This window comes from Sporacetigenium sp. TC11 (assembly GCF_058146105.1).
In genome coordinates, this window is record NZ_JBYVNY010000011.1 from 1 (window position 1) to 15931 (window position 15931).

Sequence of the window (15931 nt, forward strand, 5' to 3'; positions counted from 1 at the left end):
CTTGCATGTGTTAGGCACGCCGCCAGCGTTCATCCTGAGCCAGGATCAAACTCTCATGATAAACTTGGCATTACTTTTAAATAAATGGTGTTTAATTATCCTACTGTTTAATTTTCAAAGTTCAATTATCTTTTGTCCTTTTCTTAAGGACAAGTATAACTATACCATCTCTAAAATCTGTTGTCAACTTATTTTTCGACCTTTTTCTTCCTTTTTCGAGGACAAGTAATACTATACCACCTTAAGTATATTAAGTCAAACTTTTTATATAACTACACCCTGGAAGTTCATGGTATATAAATTTATTCTCGAATCTATTCTAACTTCATATATTTAAATAAAGACCATACTTAAATCTTTTATAAATTAAAGGAGGACAATTATTGGAAAATAAATATATATATGAAAAAATAGATAAAGTTTTACAAAATCAAGATAAAGTTGATTATGAAGAATTATTAGAACTTTTCAAAATGCTAGAATTAAATATGCAAACTTCTAAAACAAATATAAATAATGAACTAGATGAAAATAGCTTCTATACTTATATAAAGTCTTCATATTATGTAAAGAAATTGGAAACTATCTACTCGAGTTTTGTCGTTACTACATCTAGAAATGAAGATGAGAGGTGAGAATATGAGTTATATAGGACTATCAACATTTAGCGTAGAATCATTAATCAGTTATATAACAAATAACGTAGAGAAAGCAAATAAAATAGAAGATATAACTATTTATTATAAAAAAATCTTTGACTATGCCATTACCTATATTAACGATATTGAATACGACGAAGAACTTAAGTATAGATTTGATAATATCCTAAAATGTTACGAAGGTTTTTTAAGACTACACGGGAATATTAAGTATACGGATACAGAATCAATATCTATATTTAACTATTCTTATACATTTTCAGATGCCATAATCATGCTTAAAGATGTTATACTATTAAATCCAAACGATAAATCAACTTATTTTTTATTAGGAATATGTTACGAGTCCAAAAATCAATATCCTAAGGCCATAGAAAGTTATAAAATGTCTTTAAGTCTATCTAATGAAATTTGGACTTACTATTGGCTCTCTAGATGTTTTTATAAAAGCAATATGCTCGATGAAGCCTTAAAATGTCTAAGTGAAATATTAGATAACGTCAACGGTGAAAATATAAGCAAACAATATTTGGATATATATGAATTCAAGGGGTTGATATTACAAAAGCAAAATAAATTTGAAGAAGTAATACTAAATTGTTTTGATGCAAAAAAATATCTTGAATTGTCTAAAACATTATTTGATGATGCAAAATTTAGTTCTATTAGGCTTTTAGATAAAGTAACTACTGATTGCAAAAAAAATTATGAAGGTAAAAACTATGATAATTTACTGGTAGACCTATTACAATGTTTTGATATATACTATTCATTAGGCATTAATGACCTTGATTTCAGAAGTTATATACATTATGTAAAAGTATCATACGAAACTGATATTTCTGATATACCTTTTTCAGGTATGTTAGAATACAAGGATTGTATAAATTATATAAGAGAAATTCTATTCAATAGACGAGATTATAAAAATTTATTCAATATACAGCTAAAAATAAATCATCTCAATAGTTTAGTTAGATTTCCAGGGTATATAAACTTAATATCTTTAATATCTAAATTGTTAAATGATATTAAAACTGACAAATTTTCATTTGGGCAAAATAAGTTTCAAGGAGACGATATATATATATCTAATTCACTTAACTCACCAATTGTATTCACTTCTATACAAGATAGACGTATAGATTTAATAGATATATTAGATGAATGTTTAGAAATTGAACCTCAAAATAAATACTTATTTTTATTTGAGAAAGCCAAATTACTACAAGAATCAAATCTTTATGATTATGCTTTAGTTTGTTATTCGCTTATAATAGATGAACATTTTGATAAAAATAAAATAGATTTTTATTTATCTAGTGAAATACTAGTTGATAATGAATATATAGATATAGCTTTTAAATCTTTAGATGAAAAGTTAAAAATCCTAAATATAATTTATGGAGATGAGTCTAGAGAAATTTATTTATATTTAAATGAACTATGTAATATATACGATAAATATATACAGTATATACTTAAAGATACCAATATAAAATATGAAAAGATGTATTCCCAAGCATTAAATTACTGTCGTAAAATACTTAATCTAGTAAAATCAAAAAAAGAACTCCAAGAGGTTTGGAAGTTAAAAGAAGAAGAAATATTTTTTAATTATGTAAAAACGCATATTTCTATAATAGACTGTGAAGCAAATTTTATATACGATCCTAATAGCGAAAGTATTATAACTAGGCACTATAACTTTGATGATGAAGGATTAAAGTTATACGACGAATTAATAAAGCTAAACCCTAACAATCCCATGTTTTACTATTATAAAGGAATTCGATTGGCTTCCATAATAAACATTCAAAAAAAGAAAAATTACGGAATGGATTTATCGCATTTTACAATGAATAAAAGTAAGAATAAAAATGCAAAAAACCCTACAACCGAAAGATTTAAAAGTGTAATATACTATATTAAAAATAAAAATATCTATGATGAATTACTATCTTTATATATAAAAGCATACAACCTAGATAAAACTAATGAGGATTTTATAAATCATATATTAGATCTTTTAGAAAAATTAGTTAAGTACAATAATTTTCTAAAATATAATAAAGAAAAAACAAAAAAGTATCTTAAATAAAATAAGCCTACTTATTTAAAGTAGGCTTTCTTTTATATTTTTTCCATATATCCACTTGGATGGAATTTATATATATCTCCATTATATTTGTCTACAAAAAATCCAATATCTCCATCTACATTTGGCAAGAATAAATACCCCTTATATCCTTTATCTTGTAAAACTTCTTTAAACATTGTTTCATCGCCTTGATATATATAATCAACATTGGAATTATACTGTATTAGTAAATTTTTGGCATCTTCAACAGTGAATTCTTTTTTAATATTTTGATTATTAACTTCATTTAAATCCTTATTTGCTTTATTACTTTCAATTAAATTTTCATTGTTTATATTAACAGTTTCATCTTGTTTTTTGATATCTTCACTACCACTTTTTGGTTCATCAACTGCAACTTTTGATTCTTCAACTATAACTTCTGTTTTTGTATCAGTTTCTGAACTAACAACACTTTTTGGATGTGCTTCTATGCTAGAATACCAGTATAACCCCATACCCGAAAAAATTACAATTAACAACGATATTCCTAATTTCTTAATACCTTTTCTCATTTTATTCACCCCTATAAACTTTTAGTATATATCGATTATGGTCATAATAATTAAATATTATTCTCAATACTTATAAATATCATTTTTATATCGTCTATCTGAGCAAATTGTACATATTTTATATTTTCAATATCTTTGTCTTCTATTAATAATGGATCAACAACTACTATTTTCACATCAGAATCTCCAGATGCATCTAGTGTTTTATCTACAAGTTTAATAAAATCTACAGTACTTATAGAGTCTTCTTTACATCCACATAACATTAAATTCCCAGATCTATAGTGTTCTAGAATCCCCTTTATACCCCATAGTTCTTGTCCTTTATTTATACATACTACTTCTGCACCCATATTCTGACCCTTTATAATTTTATCCTTTAACTCTGATAATTTCATTCTATTATCCCCCTCGTATAATAATCTTTATATAATTGTACGAAAAAAAGATCACTTATATTCCACTATATTTATTTTAAAAACAAAAAAAGAACTTGTCAGTGACAAATTCTTTTTATATACATTATTATATTGGCAGGGGTGGAGGGATTCGAACCCCCGGCGCACGGTTTTGGAGACCGACGCTCTACCAGCTGAGCTACACCCCTATTTTTGGTGGACCTTCAGGGACTCGAACCCCAGACCTACCGGTTATGAGCCGGGCGCTCTAACCAACTGAGCTAAAGGTCCAAAAATAAAAAAATGGCGGAGAGGGTGGGATTCGAACCCACGGCCCCTTGCGGAGTCACTGGTTTTCAAGACCAGCTCCTTAAACCACTCGGACACCTCTCCGTTTTATTATGGTGCGGGTGGAGGGACTTGAACCCCCACGCACAAGGCGCCAGATCCTAAGTCTGGTGCGTCTGCCAATTCCGCCACACCCGCATATGGAGCTAGTGATAGGAATCGAACCTACAACCTGCTGATTACAAGTCAGCTGCTCTACCGTTGAGCCACACTAGCATATTTTTTGTATCGCTTGACAAGTTATATAATATCACCTTTTTTATATGTGGTCAATATTATTTTTTCAAAAAAATTTATATTTTTTTAAAAAAATTAGGACTACTATTATTGTAGTCCTATGAATTATATATACTTTTTTATACCTTGTTTTAATATGTTGTTATAATCTATATATGGATAAATATCTTCTTTAAATAAATTACTAAATGTTAAAAATTCATCCATCGTTAGATCTTCTATATTTTTATTGTTCTCTTCACAGTATAAAACTATATTTCCAACTACTTTGTGTGCATTTCTAAATTCCAATCCTTCTTTAACTAAATAATCCGCAACTTCTGTAGCATTTAAAAATCCTTTTTTAACAGCCTTTAACATCTTGTCCTTATTTACAGTTAATGTATCTAATACCCCATTCATAACTGATAAACATGCTATAGTTGTATCTAACGAATCAAAGAAAGATTCTTTATCTTCTTGCATATCTTTATTATAAGCAAGAGGTAATCCCTTCATAGTAGTAAGAAGTGCCATCAAGTCTCCATATACCCTTCCACATTTACCTCTTATAAGTTCACATGCATCTGGATTTTTCTTTTGTGGCATTATTGATGAACCAGTTGAAAATTCATCACTCATAGTTACAAATTCAAATTCCTTAGAACTAAACAGTATTAGCTCTTCACTCAATCTAGATAAATGCATCATTATTAAAGAAAAATTACTCATCATTTCTATTAAATAATCTCTATCTGAAACACCATCTAAATAGTTATCTACAGGTTTATAAAAGCTAAGCAACTTTGTAGTTACACTTCTATCTATATCATAAGTAGTTCCAGCTAATGCACAACACCCAAGTGGATTTTCATTTAGCATATCTATTGAGTTTAATATTCTCTTTTTATCTCTAAGGAACATAGAATAATAAGCCATAACGTGATATTTAAATGTAACAACTTGAGCTCTTTGTAAATGAGTATATCCTGGCATTATATAAGGATTTTTGTCCCCTAATTTTTTTATAGTTAAAAGTAGTTCATCTATTTTATTCACAATTGAATAAGCGTATTTTCTAGCATACATCTTTGTATCCACAGCTACTTGGTCATTTCTACTTCTAGCTGTATGAAGTTTTTTACCTAGTTCGCCTATTCTTTTTATAAGGTTAGTTTCAACAAATGAATGAATATCTTCGTAGTCACCTTCTATAATAAGACTTCCATTTTCTATATCAGCCAATATACCACTGAGGCCTTCTTTTATCTTATTTGCTTCTTCTTCATTTAATATATTACAACTACAAAGCATATTTACATGTGCTATACTTCCAGTTATATCTTCAAAGTACATTCTTTTGTCAAAACCAAGGGAGGAATTGAAATCCTCCATTAGTTTACTTTCTGAATTCTTAAATCTGCCGCCCCAAAGTTTCATATTATCACCTACTTGTTAGTTTTCATAGATTTTATCTTAAGTGGTAAACTAAATAAGTTTATAAATCCTTCAGCATCTTTATGATCATAAAGTTCACTATTACCAAAAGATGAAATACCATGGTCATATAATGCATTTTCAGTAAATATACCTGCTGGTTTTATATTTCCTTTGTATAACTTAACTTTTACAGTACCAGTTACATTTTCTTGTGTTTTTTCAACAAATGCATCTATTGATTCTTTTAATCCGCCAAACCATAAACCATTGTAAATTAACTCAGCATACTTCATAGATACTATTTGTTTGAAATGAAGTGTATCTTTTTCTAAAGTTGCACTTTCTAAGATATTATGTGCTTCATATAATATAGTACCACCTGGAGTTTCGTATACTCCTCTTGATTTCATACCTACTAGTCTGTTTTCTAGTATATCTATAATACCTATACCATGTTTAGCTCCTAAATCATTTAGATTTTTTACAAGTTCTACGGGAGCAATTTCTTTTCCATTTATTTTCTTAGGTACACCTTTTTCAAAGTATATTTCTATATACTCAGGAGTATCTGGTGCATCCTCAGGGTCAACGCATTTTTTATATACATCTTTATTATGTTCATTTTCTAGACATTCTATGTCTCCACCTTCAGTAGATATATGCCAAAGGTTAGCATCTACTGAATATATCTTTTCCTTTGTAACTGATATAGCTATTTCCTTTTGTGCAGCGTATTCTATAGCATCTTCTCTTGATTTTATATCCCATACTCTCCAAGGAGCTATTATTTTTATAGTTGGGTCAAGTGCTGCTATTGCTGACTCAAATCTAACTTGGTCATTTCCCTTACCTGTGCATCCGTGGCATATATACTTTGCCCCTTCTTTATGAGCTATTTCAACTAACTTTTTAGCTATTATAGGTCTTGCTAAAGAAGTTCCAAGTAAATATTTCCCCTCATACTTAACTTCTGCTTTTATAGCTTTATAAAGAGCTTCTGTTACAAATTCTTCAGTTAAATCTTCTATATAAACTTTAGAAGCTCCACTTATATAAGCTTTCTTTTCTACAGCATCCATATCTTCTTCTTGACCTACATTTGCACAAGCCGCAATAACTTCCATGTCATAATTTTCTTTTAACCAAGGTACTATTATAGATGTATCTAAACCACCAGAATATGCTAATACAATTTTTTCTTTCATTTTTAACTCCTCCTATTAAAATTATTATTATTTTATATTGAGTATCAATTGAGAATTCAAAGTAATTACTATACAATTTTTATTTATATGTTATAATCTAAAATGGATAATTTATTTTTTATTTTTTCTTAAGCAGATGGAATATGGCGTATTTCATTTGCTATTTTTTTGCCCTAGTAATTTACATCACCTCCTAAAATATTTTTTGCTAATTTAGTCAATAACCTTGAGAAGATGGGACCTTGATATAGTTTATATGTGAGAAACCAAAAAAGTCCCTTAGCATATATATGCTAAGAGACGAATATAATCCGTGGTACCACTCTTATTAATAAGTATCTAATCAAATTTAAGTAATAAATGAAATAAAAAAGTCTCTTGGTCCGAAGACCAAGAGACGAATATTATCCGCGTTACCACTCTTATTGATAAGAAAACTTATCCACTCTAATTTCTTAAGGCGAAATATACCTATTACCCTACTATTAGTTCAGGTAATAACCTCAGAAGCTCTCTTCGAATTAAATTTCATTGCTAGGCTCACACCAACCCTAGTTCGCTGAAAATCCATTTAATCTACTTTCTTCTTCACTGGCTTTACAATATTAACTTAATGAAATTATAAATTAGATACATAATCCTGTCAATATATTTTGTGATTTTTTATCATAATTTTTTTAAGATTCATACCCAAGTTCTTCAAGTCTAATTTCAATTATATCCATTAATTCTTCAAACTCTAACTCTAACATTTCTTCTATTTCATCTAAGTAATTGTCTATTTCTACATCTTCAGGGCTACTTTCATTATGTTTTAGTTGAAAAACTTTAAACGCTATATAGCTTAGTTCTTTTTCAAAATCACTTATTACCATATTTACTATATCATCATTCACAAGATCAACATCATTTACATTTTTTGATTTTCCTATTAATCTATCTACTAATTCATTTCCATATTCCTCTGTCGTTATCTTTTGTCTCAACATATTTATATTCACAATAACACCTCTTTATTCTTTTATTTTAATTATATTTTCCAATTTATTTATCTAATAAACATAAAATTCTTTCATATCGTCTAATCTTAAACAACCTAGATATCCATCATCAAATCCGCAGCCACAATCAACACCTATTTTATCATAATTATGTTTCTTATCATACCATATTTTACCTATATTCTCATTTCCATATATATTCATAGTAGGTGTATCTCCAAATACAACGATTTTACCAGTTTTATCTTTTATAGCTGGATTATATATAAATCTATCTCTAGATAATATAAAATCATATATAGTTTGTTTTTCTAGTAGTTCTTTTAATGTATTATATTCAAAAGTAGTATTTATACCAGAGTGAACTAAAAGATAATCTCCTTCTATATAGTATAGAGGAAGTTGTGATAAAAATTTTTTTATATCTTTTCTGTCTTTAGTGTTAATATCTAAAAACTCTTTTAATAAGCTATATCCTTCACCTGTTGATTTAAGTAACCATCTCCAATGGTGAGGTTTTATATCACATTGTTCAATTTGTTCTTTATTTAATAAACATATACTTTTTATACCGTCTTCAAGTCCTATTTTCCCATCAACGACTTCTTTAATTATATTTAATACAAATTCATTATCTACTATGTCCATAATCTCTATGAATAATTTTTCATGATTTCCAAGTACCATATGCATATTAGGAGTATCCATTATATATTTCATAAGTCTAAATGATTTATCTACTCTATATATAACATCTCCAAGTATATATATTTTATCTTTTGATGAAAATTTTATATCTTTTAATAGTTGTGAAAATCTATTAAAATCTCCGTGAATATCGGACGTTATATATATCATATATCTCACTCCTTTAACTATTTATATAATAAATTATATGTAATACAAAATCATTTTATAAGAAAAAAGACTACCATGTGGTAGTCCTTAATAAAATTTAAAGAATATCTAGTATTTGTCTTTTTAAATTTTCTCTATTTTCTTTGTCCACTCTAAATTCATGTTTAATTCTAGATGGCTTTTCAGATATAATATATATTCTGTCTGAAAGGAAAACAGCTTCTTCTACATCATGAGTAATAAATAATGTAGTTATGTTTAGACTATTCCTAACTTCTAGTAGCCATTCTTGCATTTTATATCTCGTTATAGAGTCAAGCGCTCCAAATGGCTCATCTAAAAGCATAATATCACTTGAGTTTACAAAAGTTCTAAGAAAATTAGCCCTTTGTCTCATCCCACCTGAAAGTTGATGAGGATGATTTTTCTCATATCCACTAAGTCCAAATATTTCAAAGTATTTTTCAGCTTTATTTCTAGCTTTCTTTTTACTTTCTCCTTTTAAAACCAAGGGAAGAGATACGTTGTCTAAAATATCTTTCCACGGAAGAAGCAAATCTTTTTGATGCATATAACTTATCTCTCCGTTTACATTTACTTCTCCACTGTCTTCTTTTGTTATCCCAGTTATAATATTAAATATAGTACTTTTACCACTTCCACTTGGACCTAATATAGATACAAGTTCTCCTTCTTTTACTTCAATTGTAATTTTATCTAGTATCTTTGTATTATCAAAGGACTTTTTTATATCTTTAAGTTCTAGCTTGATATTACTTTTCTGGCAAGAATTCATTAGTATATGCCTCACTTGCTTTCATGTCCTTCTCAATTAACTTGTTATCTAAAAGGAATTTTGTGTAATTATTCCATACACTATCTTTCATTTCGCCCCATCTTGCTGCATCATCTGTATATTTATCAGCTAAGAACTTTTGACTTTCAATTACAAGGTTTTCATCTAATTCTGGAGCATGTTTAAGTAGTATTTTAGCACTTTCTTCTGGATTTTTAATAGCATAATTATATCCTTTAGATGTAGCATTTAAGAACTTCTTAACCATTTCTGGATCATTATCTATGTTATCTTCACTAGAAACTATTACAGGAGTATAATAATCAAGTGCTGGATCTAAATCTTTAACTGGTATATAGTTTATTTCTTCACCCTTTAATCTAGCTTCTATTCCTGTCCAACCTTCAAATATCCAAGCCATATCTATATGTTTTTTTGTTGCAGTAAAGAAATCATCATTACCCATATTTACAAGCTTTAGTTTAGAATAGTCTGCTCCTGATTTTTCCATAACAGCTTTTAAAACTGCTTCTTCAGAAGGAGATCCCCATCCTCCATACGATTTTCCTTCAAAATCCTTTGGAGAAACAATATTTTTATCTTTAGGAGAAGCGAATCCTGAAGTATTATGTTGAATCACAGTTGCTATAGCTTTTATAGGTAGTGGGTCTTCTGAAGTTTTTGCATATGTAACTTCCTCTTGATAACTTATAGCAAAGTCAGCCTTATTAGTAGCTACAAGTACAGGTGCAGTACTTTCTGCAGGTTGTACTATTTCAACATCCAAGCCTTCTTCTTTATAGTATCCTTCCTCTAATGCAACATATAATCCTGTATGATTAGTATTTGGAGTCCAGTCCAATACCACCTTAACCTTTTGTAACTTAGAAGTTTCTTTATTATCTTCTTTTTTATCTTGACCTGCACATCCAGATAAAAGAGATGCAGTTAAAATTGTACTTGCTAATATCGATATTAATCTTTTCTTAAACATATAATCACTCCTCATTCCAGTATACGAATATTTTTTTGAGAACTTCTGCTATTAGAACAAATATTATACTAATAAATACAACTATAATAGTTGATGCAAATACCTTATCTAGGGCATAAGCGCTTTTTGCCCTTAACATATAAACTCCTAATCCCTTATCTCCTCCTAACCATTCTCCAATAGTTGCAGCCATAATCATATATGTTACAGATATTTTAATTCCAGAGAAGAAACTATTCATAGCCATTGGAAGTTTAAGATGTGAAAAAATTTGCCATCTATTAGCTTTCATAGTTTTGAATAAATTTATGTAGTCTTTGTCTATTTTTTCTAGTCCATCTGCAAAATTTATAACTATAGGAAAAAAACAAGTTATCATAACTACTATTACCTTAGGTAATAACCCAAATCCAAACCATATTATAAGTAGTGGAGCTATTGTAATTGTTGGTACAGTTTGAGATATTACAAGTATTGGATATAGACATCTTTTAACTATTGTAAAAAAATCCATAATTATTCCAAGTAAAAATGCAAATATTACAGCAAGTATAAATCCAACAACACCTTCATAAATAGTTACTAAGGTATGATCCTTTAGAGTATCAAAATCTTCTTTAAAAACTTCTATTATGTCCAAAGGGGTAGGGATTAAATACTGTGGAATATTTTTAAACTCTACAACAAATTGCCAAATAATAATAATAGTTAATATAAAAATTACAGGAAGTATGTTTTCTTTAGTTTTATCTATGATTTTTAAGTTTTTCATTTATTGTAAGACCACCAACTTTTTCGTCTATTCTAGCAGTTGTTATAACCCTTTCTATTCCTAAATCAAAAGGTATTTTGTGAACCTTTTTTATTAAATCAAATACCTCATCAAATTCACCTTGTATTGTAGTGCTCATTGCTCCTATTTCATATTGTAGACCACTATTTTTAATATATTCAATTGCTGCATCTACTACTTTATATACCTCATCTTCACTAATAGCTGGTATTAGTGGGAAAACTGTTATATCTGCTACTACCATTTAAGCCACCTCTTCTTTATTATTTGTAATACAAAAAGTCCTATCCGACTTTGGATAAGACTTAAACCTACTTAATTTAGCAAATTTTCATCTCCCTCCGTTGGCATTACCCAATTCAGGTTCAAGGGTCGAGATTTTCAATCTCCTCTCAGACGGTTTACCGACTCCCCCGATATACTTTTGTTTGTAAAATGATTTCTAAGTTTTATTATATATTAAGTGTTTATTATAATAAAGACGTTATTTGTAAGTTTTTGACTAATTTTACAAAATTATTTTTAATTTGTGCTTTTAATTCATTTTCATCTATTTTTTTAACTCTAGATATATCATAATACACATTTTTTATATAGCTTGGCATTGCATATTGTCCATTAACCCACTCCAAGGCTGTAGGGCCATCTGTTTCTGCAAGTAACTTATGTATAGGTATATATTTAACTATTTCTTGAGTTAATTTACAATATGGGATATCTACGCTTACAGTAAAATAACATCCCATGTCTATAAGCATATTTAAAATATTTATATTACCACTATACCAGTGAATTATAGCATTATTTCCTACATCGTATTTTCTTAGTAAATTCACAATTTCTTCTTCTGAACCTTTTGTATGTACATTTATAACCTTATCGTATTGTTTTGCCTTTTTCAAAAAATACTCAAACACCTTTATTTGATTTGAATAAGTACTTTTATCTTCAATCCAGTGAAAATCAAGGCCTATTTCTCCTATAATCGGTGTTTCTATTATATACTCATCTAATTTTTCTAAACAGTCACCGTAGTTATTTGCATTGTTTGGATGTATTCCAAAAGTTGGTATTATTAAATTACTTTTCTTAGATATTTCCTTGTTTTCTATATAACTTTTTATATCCATTGAACAAGCTAAAGTTAGTATATTGTTTTTATTTATACAATCTATGGCTTCTGTAATTTTATTTTCATAAAAATCTAAATGATTGTGTGCATCTATATACATAAAACCACCTTATATTTTTTATAATATGTAAGGATCGTATATACTTCCCTTTCCTATACATTTTTCAATTTTTTTTATGTAAATAGCAGGTCTTATACCGTCTATTTCATGATAGTCTTTTCTACTTATTGTTGCATTATCTTTTACTACTCTTTGTTTTTTGTAACTTTCTGACTTTATCTTATCATATGTTGGCATCTTTTCGTAAGAAAAATCTCTAAGCCAATAAGATTTCCCATGTATAGTATAAGCTAAATTTTGTTTTTTTAGAAATTCTACAACTTCTTTCATGGAAAGTATAAATACCTTATCATTTTTCGAAACTCTTTTCATCGTCTCATCATATCCTTTTAAACACCCATTTATATCAGGTTCATAAGGTGAATTTTCATATAAATATTCATTATCTACAGGTATTATTAGGCTTTTTTCTAAATCAGTAAAATCTTTCAAAAATATATATTCATTATTTAAAAACTCCCTAATTGAACTATTTTTCCAATTTGCATAACCTCCGAATTCCTTATATTCTACAATATTTGTAGACAATAAAAATAGTCTATCATCTTCTTTGTTAATTACTTGCCATACTATATCTTCATAATTGTATCTTCCAAATTTCATATAATCTCCGACCATAATTTCTACTTTGTTTTTTGTATTGATTATAGGCAAATTAATAGTTATCTTAGTTTTATTTTCATCTTTTATTAAGCTCGGAAGATAATCCTTTAATTCTCTTATTGTATCTACATATCCGTGATTTAGTCTCCATATAGCCCCATTTGATGTAAAGTCGTATTCTCCAGGGACACATGGTATAGATATTGGTATAGGAAGGTTTATTTTATTTTCTCCATCTAAATTGTGTTTTGGCCTTAAAGTTATTATTTGTACATTTGGATATTTACTTTTTAAGTTTTTTATGTATCTTGCCTCACCTTTTGTAGGTTCATTATTTAGACTTACAGATATTATTAAATCACACCCTATTTCACAAAGGGGTTTTAGAGTTAGATTATCAGTTTTATATCCATCGCAATATTTTTTGCAATCTATTACTACCTCTTCAAAAACCTCAGGTATAGCAGAAGAAGCTAATAATATGTCTATTATATTTTCTGGGCTTCGGTTGCTTTTATTTATTTTAAAATACTTTGCTTTGTTATGTTCTACATCTGTACAACCTACAAAAAAATCTATGTCTGATTTTGATATGTTGAGTAAATTTATATTTTCTCTTATGAATTTTATAGTGTTTTCTCTTTTGGGTACCATTTTTTTATTTAGGATCTTTATTATATCTACATATCCTATATGTTCAAAGGATATAGATTTCCAAACTTCTTTTGTTCTATGAAGATTTCCATCTACAAAAAAAGCTGCTGTTATTGCCCCTATTGATGTTCCAGATACTGCGCATATTTTTTTGTCTAATCCTAAATCGTATAAAGCCCTCCATACTCCTATATGGAATGCCCCTTTTGCTCCTCCACCTGCCAATGCTAATCCTATTTTCATATATATCCCCTTTTAATTTTTATTTATATTATTTACAAAAAGTCTTCATAAAATCTCAAAATCTATAATATATTAAAAATAACAAATAACTTAATAATTATAATTTGAATTTAATTATAATTAATTTTTTTCAAAATTTTGTTGACATTTAATTTCTAGATGCATATAATACAAATATAGAAAACAACAAAACATAAAATTAAATATCATTCTTATCAAGAGTGGCAGAGGGACTGGCCCTATGACGCCCGGCAACCTGCGTTTAACAAACGTGTGGTGCTAATTCCAGCGGTATATTTACCGAAAGATAAGGTTCCTGAAAAAACTTTTACCTCTTTCGGCGTATGCTGAAAGAGGTTTTTTAATTTTTAAAACAAAAGGAGTGGTAAAATTGATTGAAATTGTAGATCTAAGTAAAGTTTATGAAGGTAATAAAACTAAGGTTCATGCGCTAAAAAATATTAATCTAAAAATAGATAAGGGAGAAATATTCGGAATAATAGGGCTTAGCGGAGCTGGTAAGTCTACTCTTATAAGAACTATTAATCGACTTGAAGAACCAACTAGCGGAAATATACTCATAGAAGGAGAAAATATTATTAAATACAACAATAAAGAGTTAAGAAAATCCAGAAAAGAAATAGGAATGATATTTCAACATTTTAATTTATTAAAATCAGCTAGTGTATTTGAAAATATTGCTTATCCCCTTAGGATTTGTGGTTATAAAAAAGATTACATTGAAAAAAGAGTACACGAATTACTTCAATTAGTTGATTTAAGTGATAAAATATACGCTTATCCATCACAATTAAGCGGTGGCCAAAAGCAAAGAGTTGCAATTGCTAGAGCTTTAGCCAATAATCCAAAAATACTTTTATGTGATGAAGCTACTTCAGCCCTTGACCCTAAAACAACTAAGTCTATATTGTATTTACTTAAGGATCTTAAACAAAAATTAAATCTCACAGTTGTTTTAATAACTCATCAAATGGAAGTTGTAAATCAAATATGTGATAAAGTTGCCGTAATAGAAAAAGGTTCTATATTAGATGTGGGTCCAGTTGATATAATTCTAAGCAATAACAGACTTTGGTCTGATGATAATACCGATAATGAGCTAGATTTGGAGGTAGCATGTTATGCATAATCTATTTGAGTTACTTACCCCTTCGATTATACAAACAATATACATGGTTTTGGTATCTACCTTGGCATCTTTAATAATTGGTTTTCCTATGGGAGTTTTACTTATATTAACTGAAGAAAACGGACTTATAGAAAATAAAATTGTATATAGAGTTCTTGACTATATAGTTAATATAAGTAGATCTATTCCATTTATAATACTTATGATATTAGTGTTTCCTCTATCTAGACTTGTAGTTGGAACTACTATAGGAACAACAGCAAGTATAGTTCCTTTATCAATTGCAGCTGCACCTTTTGTTGCAAGACTTATAGAAGGTTCTCTAAAAGAAGTAGATAAAGGAATTATTGAAGCTGCAATAGCAATGGGGTCTACTCCACTGCAAATAGTAACTAGAATATTAATACCTGAAGCATTGCCTTCATTAGTATCTAATATAACTATAACTTTAATAAATTTAATAGGGTATTCAGCTATGGCTGGCGCTATTGGTGGAGGTGGTCTTGGAGATTTAGCTATAAGATATGGGTTTTATAGATTCCAAACAGATATAATGTTGGCATCTGTAGTGGTTATTGTTTTACTTGTTCAAAGTATTCAATATTCAGGAAACAAAACAGTACAAATATTAAATAAAAACAGATAAAAATTGGGAGGGAATTAAA

General features: G+C 28.4%; 16 protein-coding genes, 5 tRNA genes, 1 rRNA gene, 2 riboswitches and 1 other annotated feature. Of the genes, 4 read left to right on the top strand and 18 right to left on the bottom strand.

The genetic code is table 11. From position 1 onward, the window contains the following. Positions 1-61, bottom strand: a 16S ribosomal RNA gene (locus ACUSRV_RS13760); the annotation flags it as partial. Between the two features lie 322 nt (positions 62-383). Between ACUSRV_RS13760 and ACUSRV_RS13765 the strand changes: the two genes are divergently transcribed. Then, complete coding sequence (locus ACUSRV_RS13765; RefSeq protein ID WP_490142543.1) at positions 384-635, top strand: hypothetical protein; 252 nt, start codon at positions 384-386, stop codon at positions 633-635. A 4-nt stretch (positions 636-639) separates the two neighbouring features. Beyond that, on the top strand, positions 640-2760 hold the full coding sequence (locus ACUSRV_RS13770) for a tetratricopeptide repeat protein (protein WP_490142544.1): 2121 nt from the start codon (positions 640-642) through the stop codon (positions 2758-2760). 32 nt (positions 2761-2792) lie between these two features. On the opposite strand, the gene ACUSRV_RS13775 is transcribed toward ACUSRV_RS13770, so the two are convergent. From ACUSRV_RS13775 to ACUSRV_RS13855, 17 genes are all read right to left on the bottom strand, one after another. Beyond that, complete coding sequence (locus ACUSRV_RS13775) at positions 2793-3314, bottom strand: hypothetical protein (RefSeq protein ID WP_490142545.1); 522 nt, start codon at positions 3312-3314, stop codon at positions 2793-2795. Between the two features lie 50 nt (positions 3315-3364). Then, entirely contained in the window at positions 3365-3712 is a 348-nt protein-coding gene (locus ACUSRV_RS13780; protein WP_490142546.1) for a hypothetical protein, read from the bottom strand. Between the two features lie 133 nt (positions 3713-3845). Further along, positions 3846-3921 (bottom strand) — tRNA-Trp (locus ACUSRV_RS13785). A gap of 5 nt (positions 3922-3926) precedes the next feature. After that, positions 3927-4003, bottom strand: a tRNA-Ile gene (locus ACUSRV_RS13790). Between the two features lie 13 nt (positions 4004-4016). Continuing rightward, positions 4017-4105 (bottom strand) — tRNA-Ser (locus tag ACUSRV_RS13795). A 9-nt stretch (positions 4106-4114) separates the two neighbouring features. After that, a tRNA-Leu gene (locus tag ACUSRV_RS13800) sits at positions 4115-4198 on the bottom strand. Between the two features lie 3 nt (positions 4199-4201). Beyond that, a tRNA-Thr gene (locus ACUSRV_RS13805) sits at positions 4202-4276 on the bottom strand. A gap of 126 nt (positions 4277-4402) precedes the next feature. Then, the gene (argH, locus tag ACUSRV_RS13810) at positions 4403-5716 is read right to left on the bottom strand and encodes an argininosuccinate lyase (RefSeq protein ID WP_490142547.1); all 1314 of its coding nucleotides are present in this window, start codon (positions 5714-5716) and stop codon (positions 4403-4405) included. 8 nt (positions 5717-5724) lie between these two features. Then, complete coding sequence (locus ACUSRV_RS13815; RefSeq protein ID WP_490142548.1) at positions 5725-6921, bottom strand: argininosuccinate synthase; 1197 nt, start codon at positions 6919-6921, stop codon at positions 5725-5727. A 390-nt stretch (positions 6922-7311) separates the two neighbouring features. Next, positions 7312-7522: a binding site (T-box leader), on the bottom strand. A gap of 76 nt (positions 7523-7598) precedes the next feature. Continuing rightward, entirely contained in the window at positions 7599-7922 is a 324-nt protein-coding gene (locus ACUSRV_RS13820) for a hypothetical protein (RefSeq protein ID WP_490142549.1), read from the bottom strand. 51 nt (positions 7923-7973) lie between these two features. Next, positions 7974-8780, bottom strand: coding sequence for a metallophosphoesterase (locus ACUSRV_RS13825; RefSeq protein WP_490142550.1), 807 nt, complete (start codon positions 8778-8780; stop codon positions 7974-7976). A 97-nt stretch (positions 8781-8877) separates the two neighbouring features. Beyond that, positions 8878-9576 carry an ABC transporter ATP-binding protein gene (locus ACUSRV_RS13830; RefSeq protein ID WP_490142551.1) on the bottom strand — a complete coding sequence of 233 codons (699 nt, stop codon included), beginning with the start codon at positions 9574-9576 and terminating at the stop codon, positions 8878-8880. Next, a complete protein-coding gene (locus ACUSRV_RS13835) occupies positions 9554-10570 on the bottom strand; it encodes an ABC transporter substrate-binding protein (RefSeq protein WP_490142552.1) in 1017 nt (338 codons plus the stop codon). Before ACUSRV_RS13835 ends, ACUSRV_RS13830 begins: the two co-directional genes overlap by 23 nt. Before the next feature lie 4 nt (positions 10571-10574). Next, positions 10575-11342, bottom strand: coding sequence for an ABC transporter permease (locus tag ACUSRV_RS13840; protein WP_490142553.1), 768 nt, complete (start codon positions 11340-11342; stop codon positions 10575-10577). After that, on the bottom strand, positions 11317-11607 hold the full coding sequence (locus tag ACUSRV_RS13845) for an MTH1187 family thiamine-binding protein (protein ID WP_490142554.1): 291 nt from the start codon (positions 11605-11607) through the stop codon (positions 11317-11319). The genes ACUSRV_RS13840 and ACUSRV_RS13845 overlap by 26 nt, the downstream gene beginning before the upstream one ends. A gap of 75 nt (positions 11608-11682) precedes the next feature. Continuing rightward, positions 11683-11788: riboswitch (TPP riboswitch) on the bottom strand. A gap of 45 nt (positions 11789-11833) precedes the next feature. After that, positions 11834-12595, bottom strand: a complete 762-nt coding sequence (locus ACUSRV_RS13850; RefSeq protein ID WP_490142555.1) for a TatD family hydrolase — start codon at positions 12593-12595, stop codon at positions 11834-11836. An 18-nt stretch (positions 12596-12613) separates the two neighbouring features. Next, positions 12614-14116, bottom strand: coding sequence for a patatin-like phospholipase family protein (locus tag ACUSRV_RS13855; RefSeq protein ID WP_490142556.1), 1503 nt, complete (start codon positions 14114-14116; stop codon positions 12614-12616). 209 nt (positions 14117-14325) lie between these two features. Next, positions 14326-14430, top strand: a riboswitch (SAM riboswitch). 77 nt (positions 14431-14507) lie between these two features. Between ACUSRV_RS13855 and ACUSRV_RS13860 the strand changes: the two genes are divergently transcribed. Both ACUSRV_RS13860 and ACUSRV_RS13865 read left to right on the top strand, forming a co-directional pair. Further along, positions 14508-15266, top strand: coding sequence for a methionine ABC transporter ATP-binding protein (locus ACUSRV_RS13860; RefSeq protein ID WP_490142557.1), 759 nt, complete (start codon positions 14508-14510; stop codon positions 15264-15266). Beyond that, positions 15259-15912, top strand: coding sequence for a methionine ABC transporter permease (locus ACUSRV_RS13865; RefSeq protein WP_490142558.1), 654 nt, complete (start codon positions 15259-15261; stop codon positions 15910-15912). Before ACUSRV_RS13860 ends, ACUSRV_RS13865 begins: the two co-directional genes overlap by 8 nt. The last annotated feature ends 19 nt before the right edge of the window (positions 15913-15931 follow it).

Coding starts and splice junctions, on each gene's coding strand:
- ACUSRV_RS13770 (WP_490142544.1), top strand. CDS start 640: ATGAGTTATATAGGACTATCAACATTTAGCGTAGAATCATTAATCAGT.
- ACUSRV_RS13775 (WP_490142545.1), bottom strand. CDS start 3,314: ATGAGAAAAGGTATTAAGAAATTAGGAATATCGTTGTTAATTGTAATT.
- ACUSRV_RS13780 (WP_490142546.1), bottom strand. CDS start 3,712: ATGAAATTATCAGAGTTAAAGGATAAAATTATAAAGGGTCAGAATATG.
- argH (WP_490142547.1), bottom strand. CDS start 5,716: ATGAAACTTTGGGGCGGCAGATTTAAGAATTCAGAAAGTAAACTAATG.
- ACUSRV_RS13815 (WP_490142548.1), bottom strand. CDS start 6,921: ATGAAAGAAAAAATTGTATTAGCATATTCTGGTGGTTTAGATACATCT.
- ACUSRV_RS13825 (WP_490142550.1), bottom strand. CDS start 8,780: ATGATATATATAACGTCCGATATTCACGGAGATTTTAATAGATTTTCA.
- ACUSRV_RS13830 (WP_490142551.1), bottom strand. CDS start 9,576: ATGAATTCTTGCCAGAAAAGTAATATCAAGCTAGAACTTAAAGATATA.
- ACUSRV_RS13835 (WP_490142552.1), bottom strand. CDS start 10,570: ATGTTTAAGAAAAGATTAATATCGATATTAGCAAGTACAATTTTAACT.
- ACUSRV_RS13840 (WP_490142553.1), bottom strand. CDS start 11,342: ATGAAAAACTTAAAAATCATAGATAAAACTAAAGAAAACATACTTCCT.
- ACUSRV_RS13845 (WP_490142554.1), bottom strand. CDS start 11,607: ATGGTAGTAGCAGATATAACAGTTTTCCCACTAATACCAGCTATTAGT.
- ACUSRV_RS13850 (WP_490142555.1), bottom strand. CDS start 12,595: ATGTATATAGATGCACACAATCATTTAGATTTTTATGAAAATAAAATT.
- ACUSRV_RS13855 (WP_490142556.1), bottom strand. CDS start 14,116: ATGAAAATAGGATTAGCATTGGCAGGTGGAGGAGCAAAAGGGGCATTC.
- ACUSRV_RS13865 (WP_490142558.1), top strand. CDS start 15,259: ATGCATAATCTATTTGAGTTACTTACCCCTTCGATTATACAAACAATA.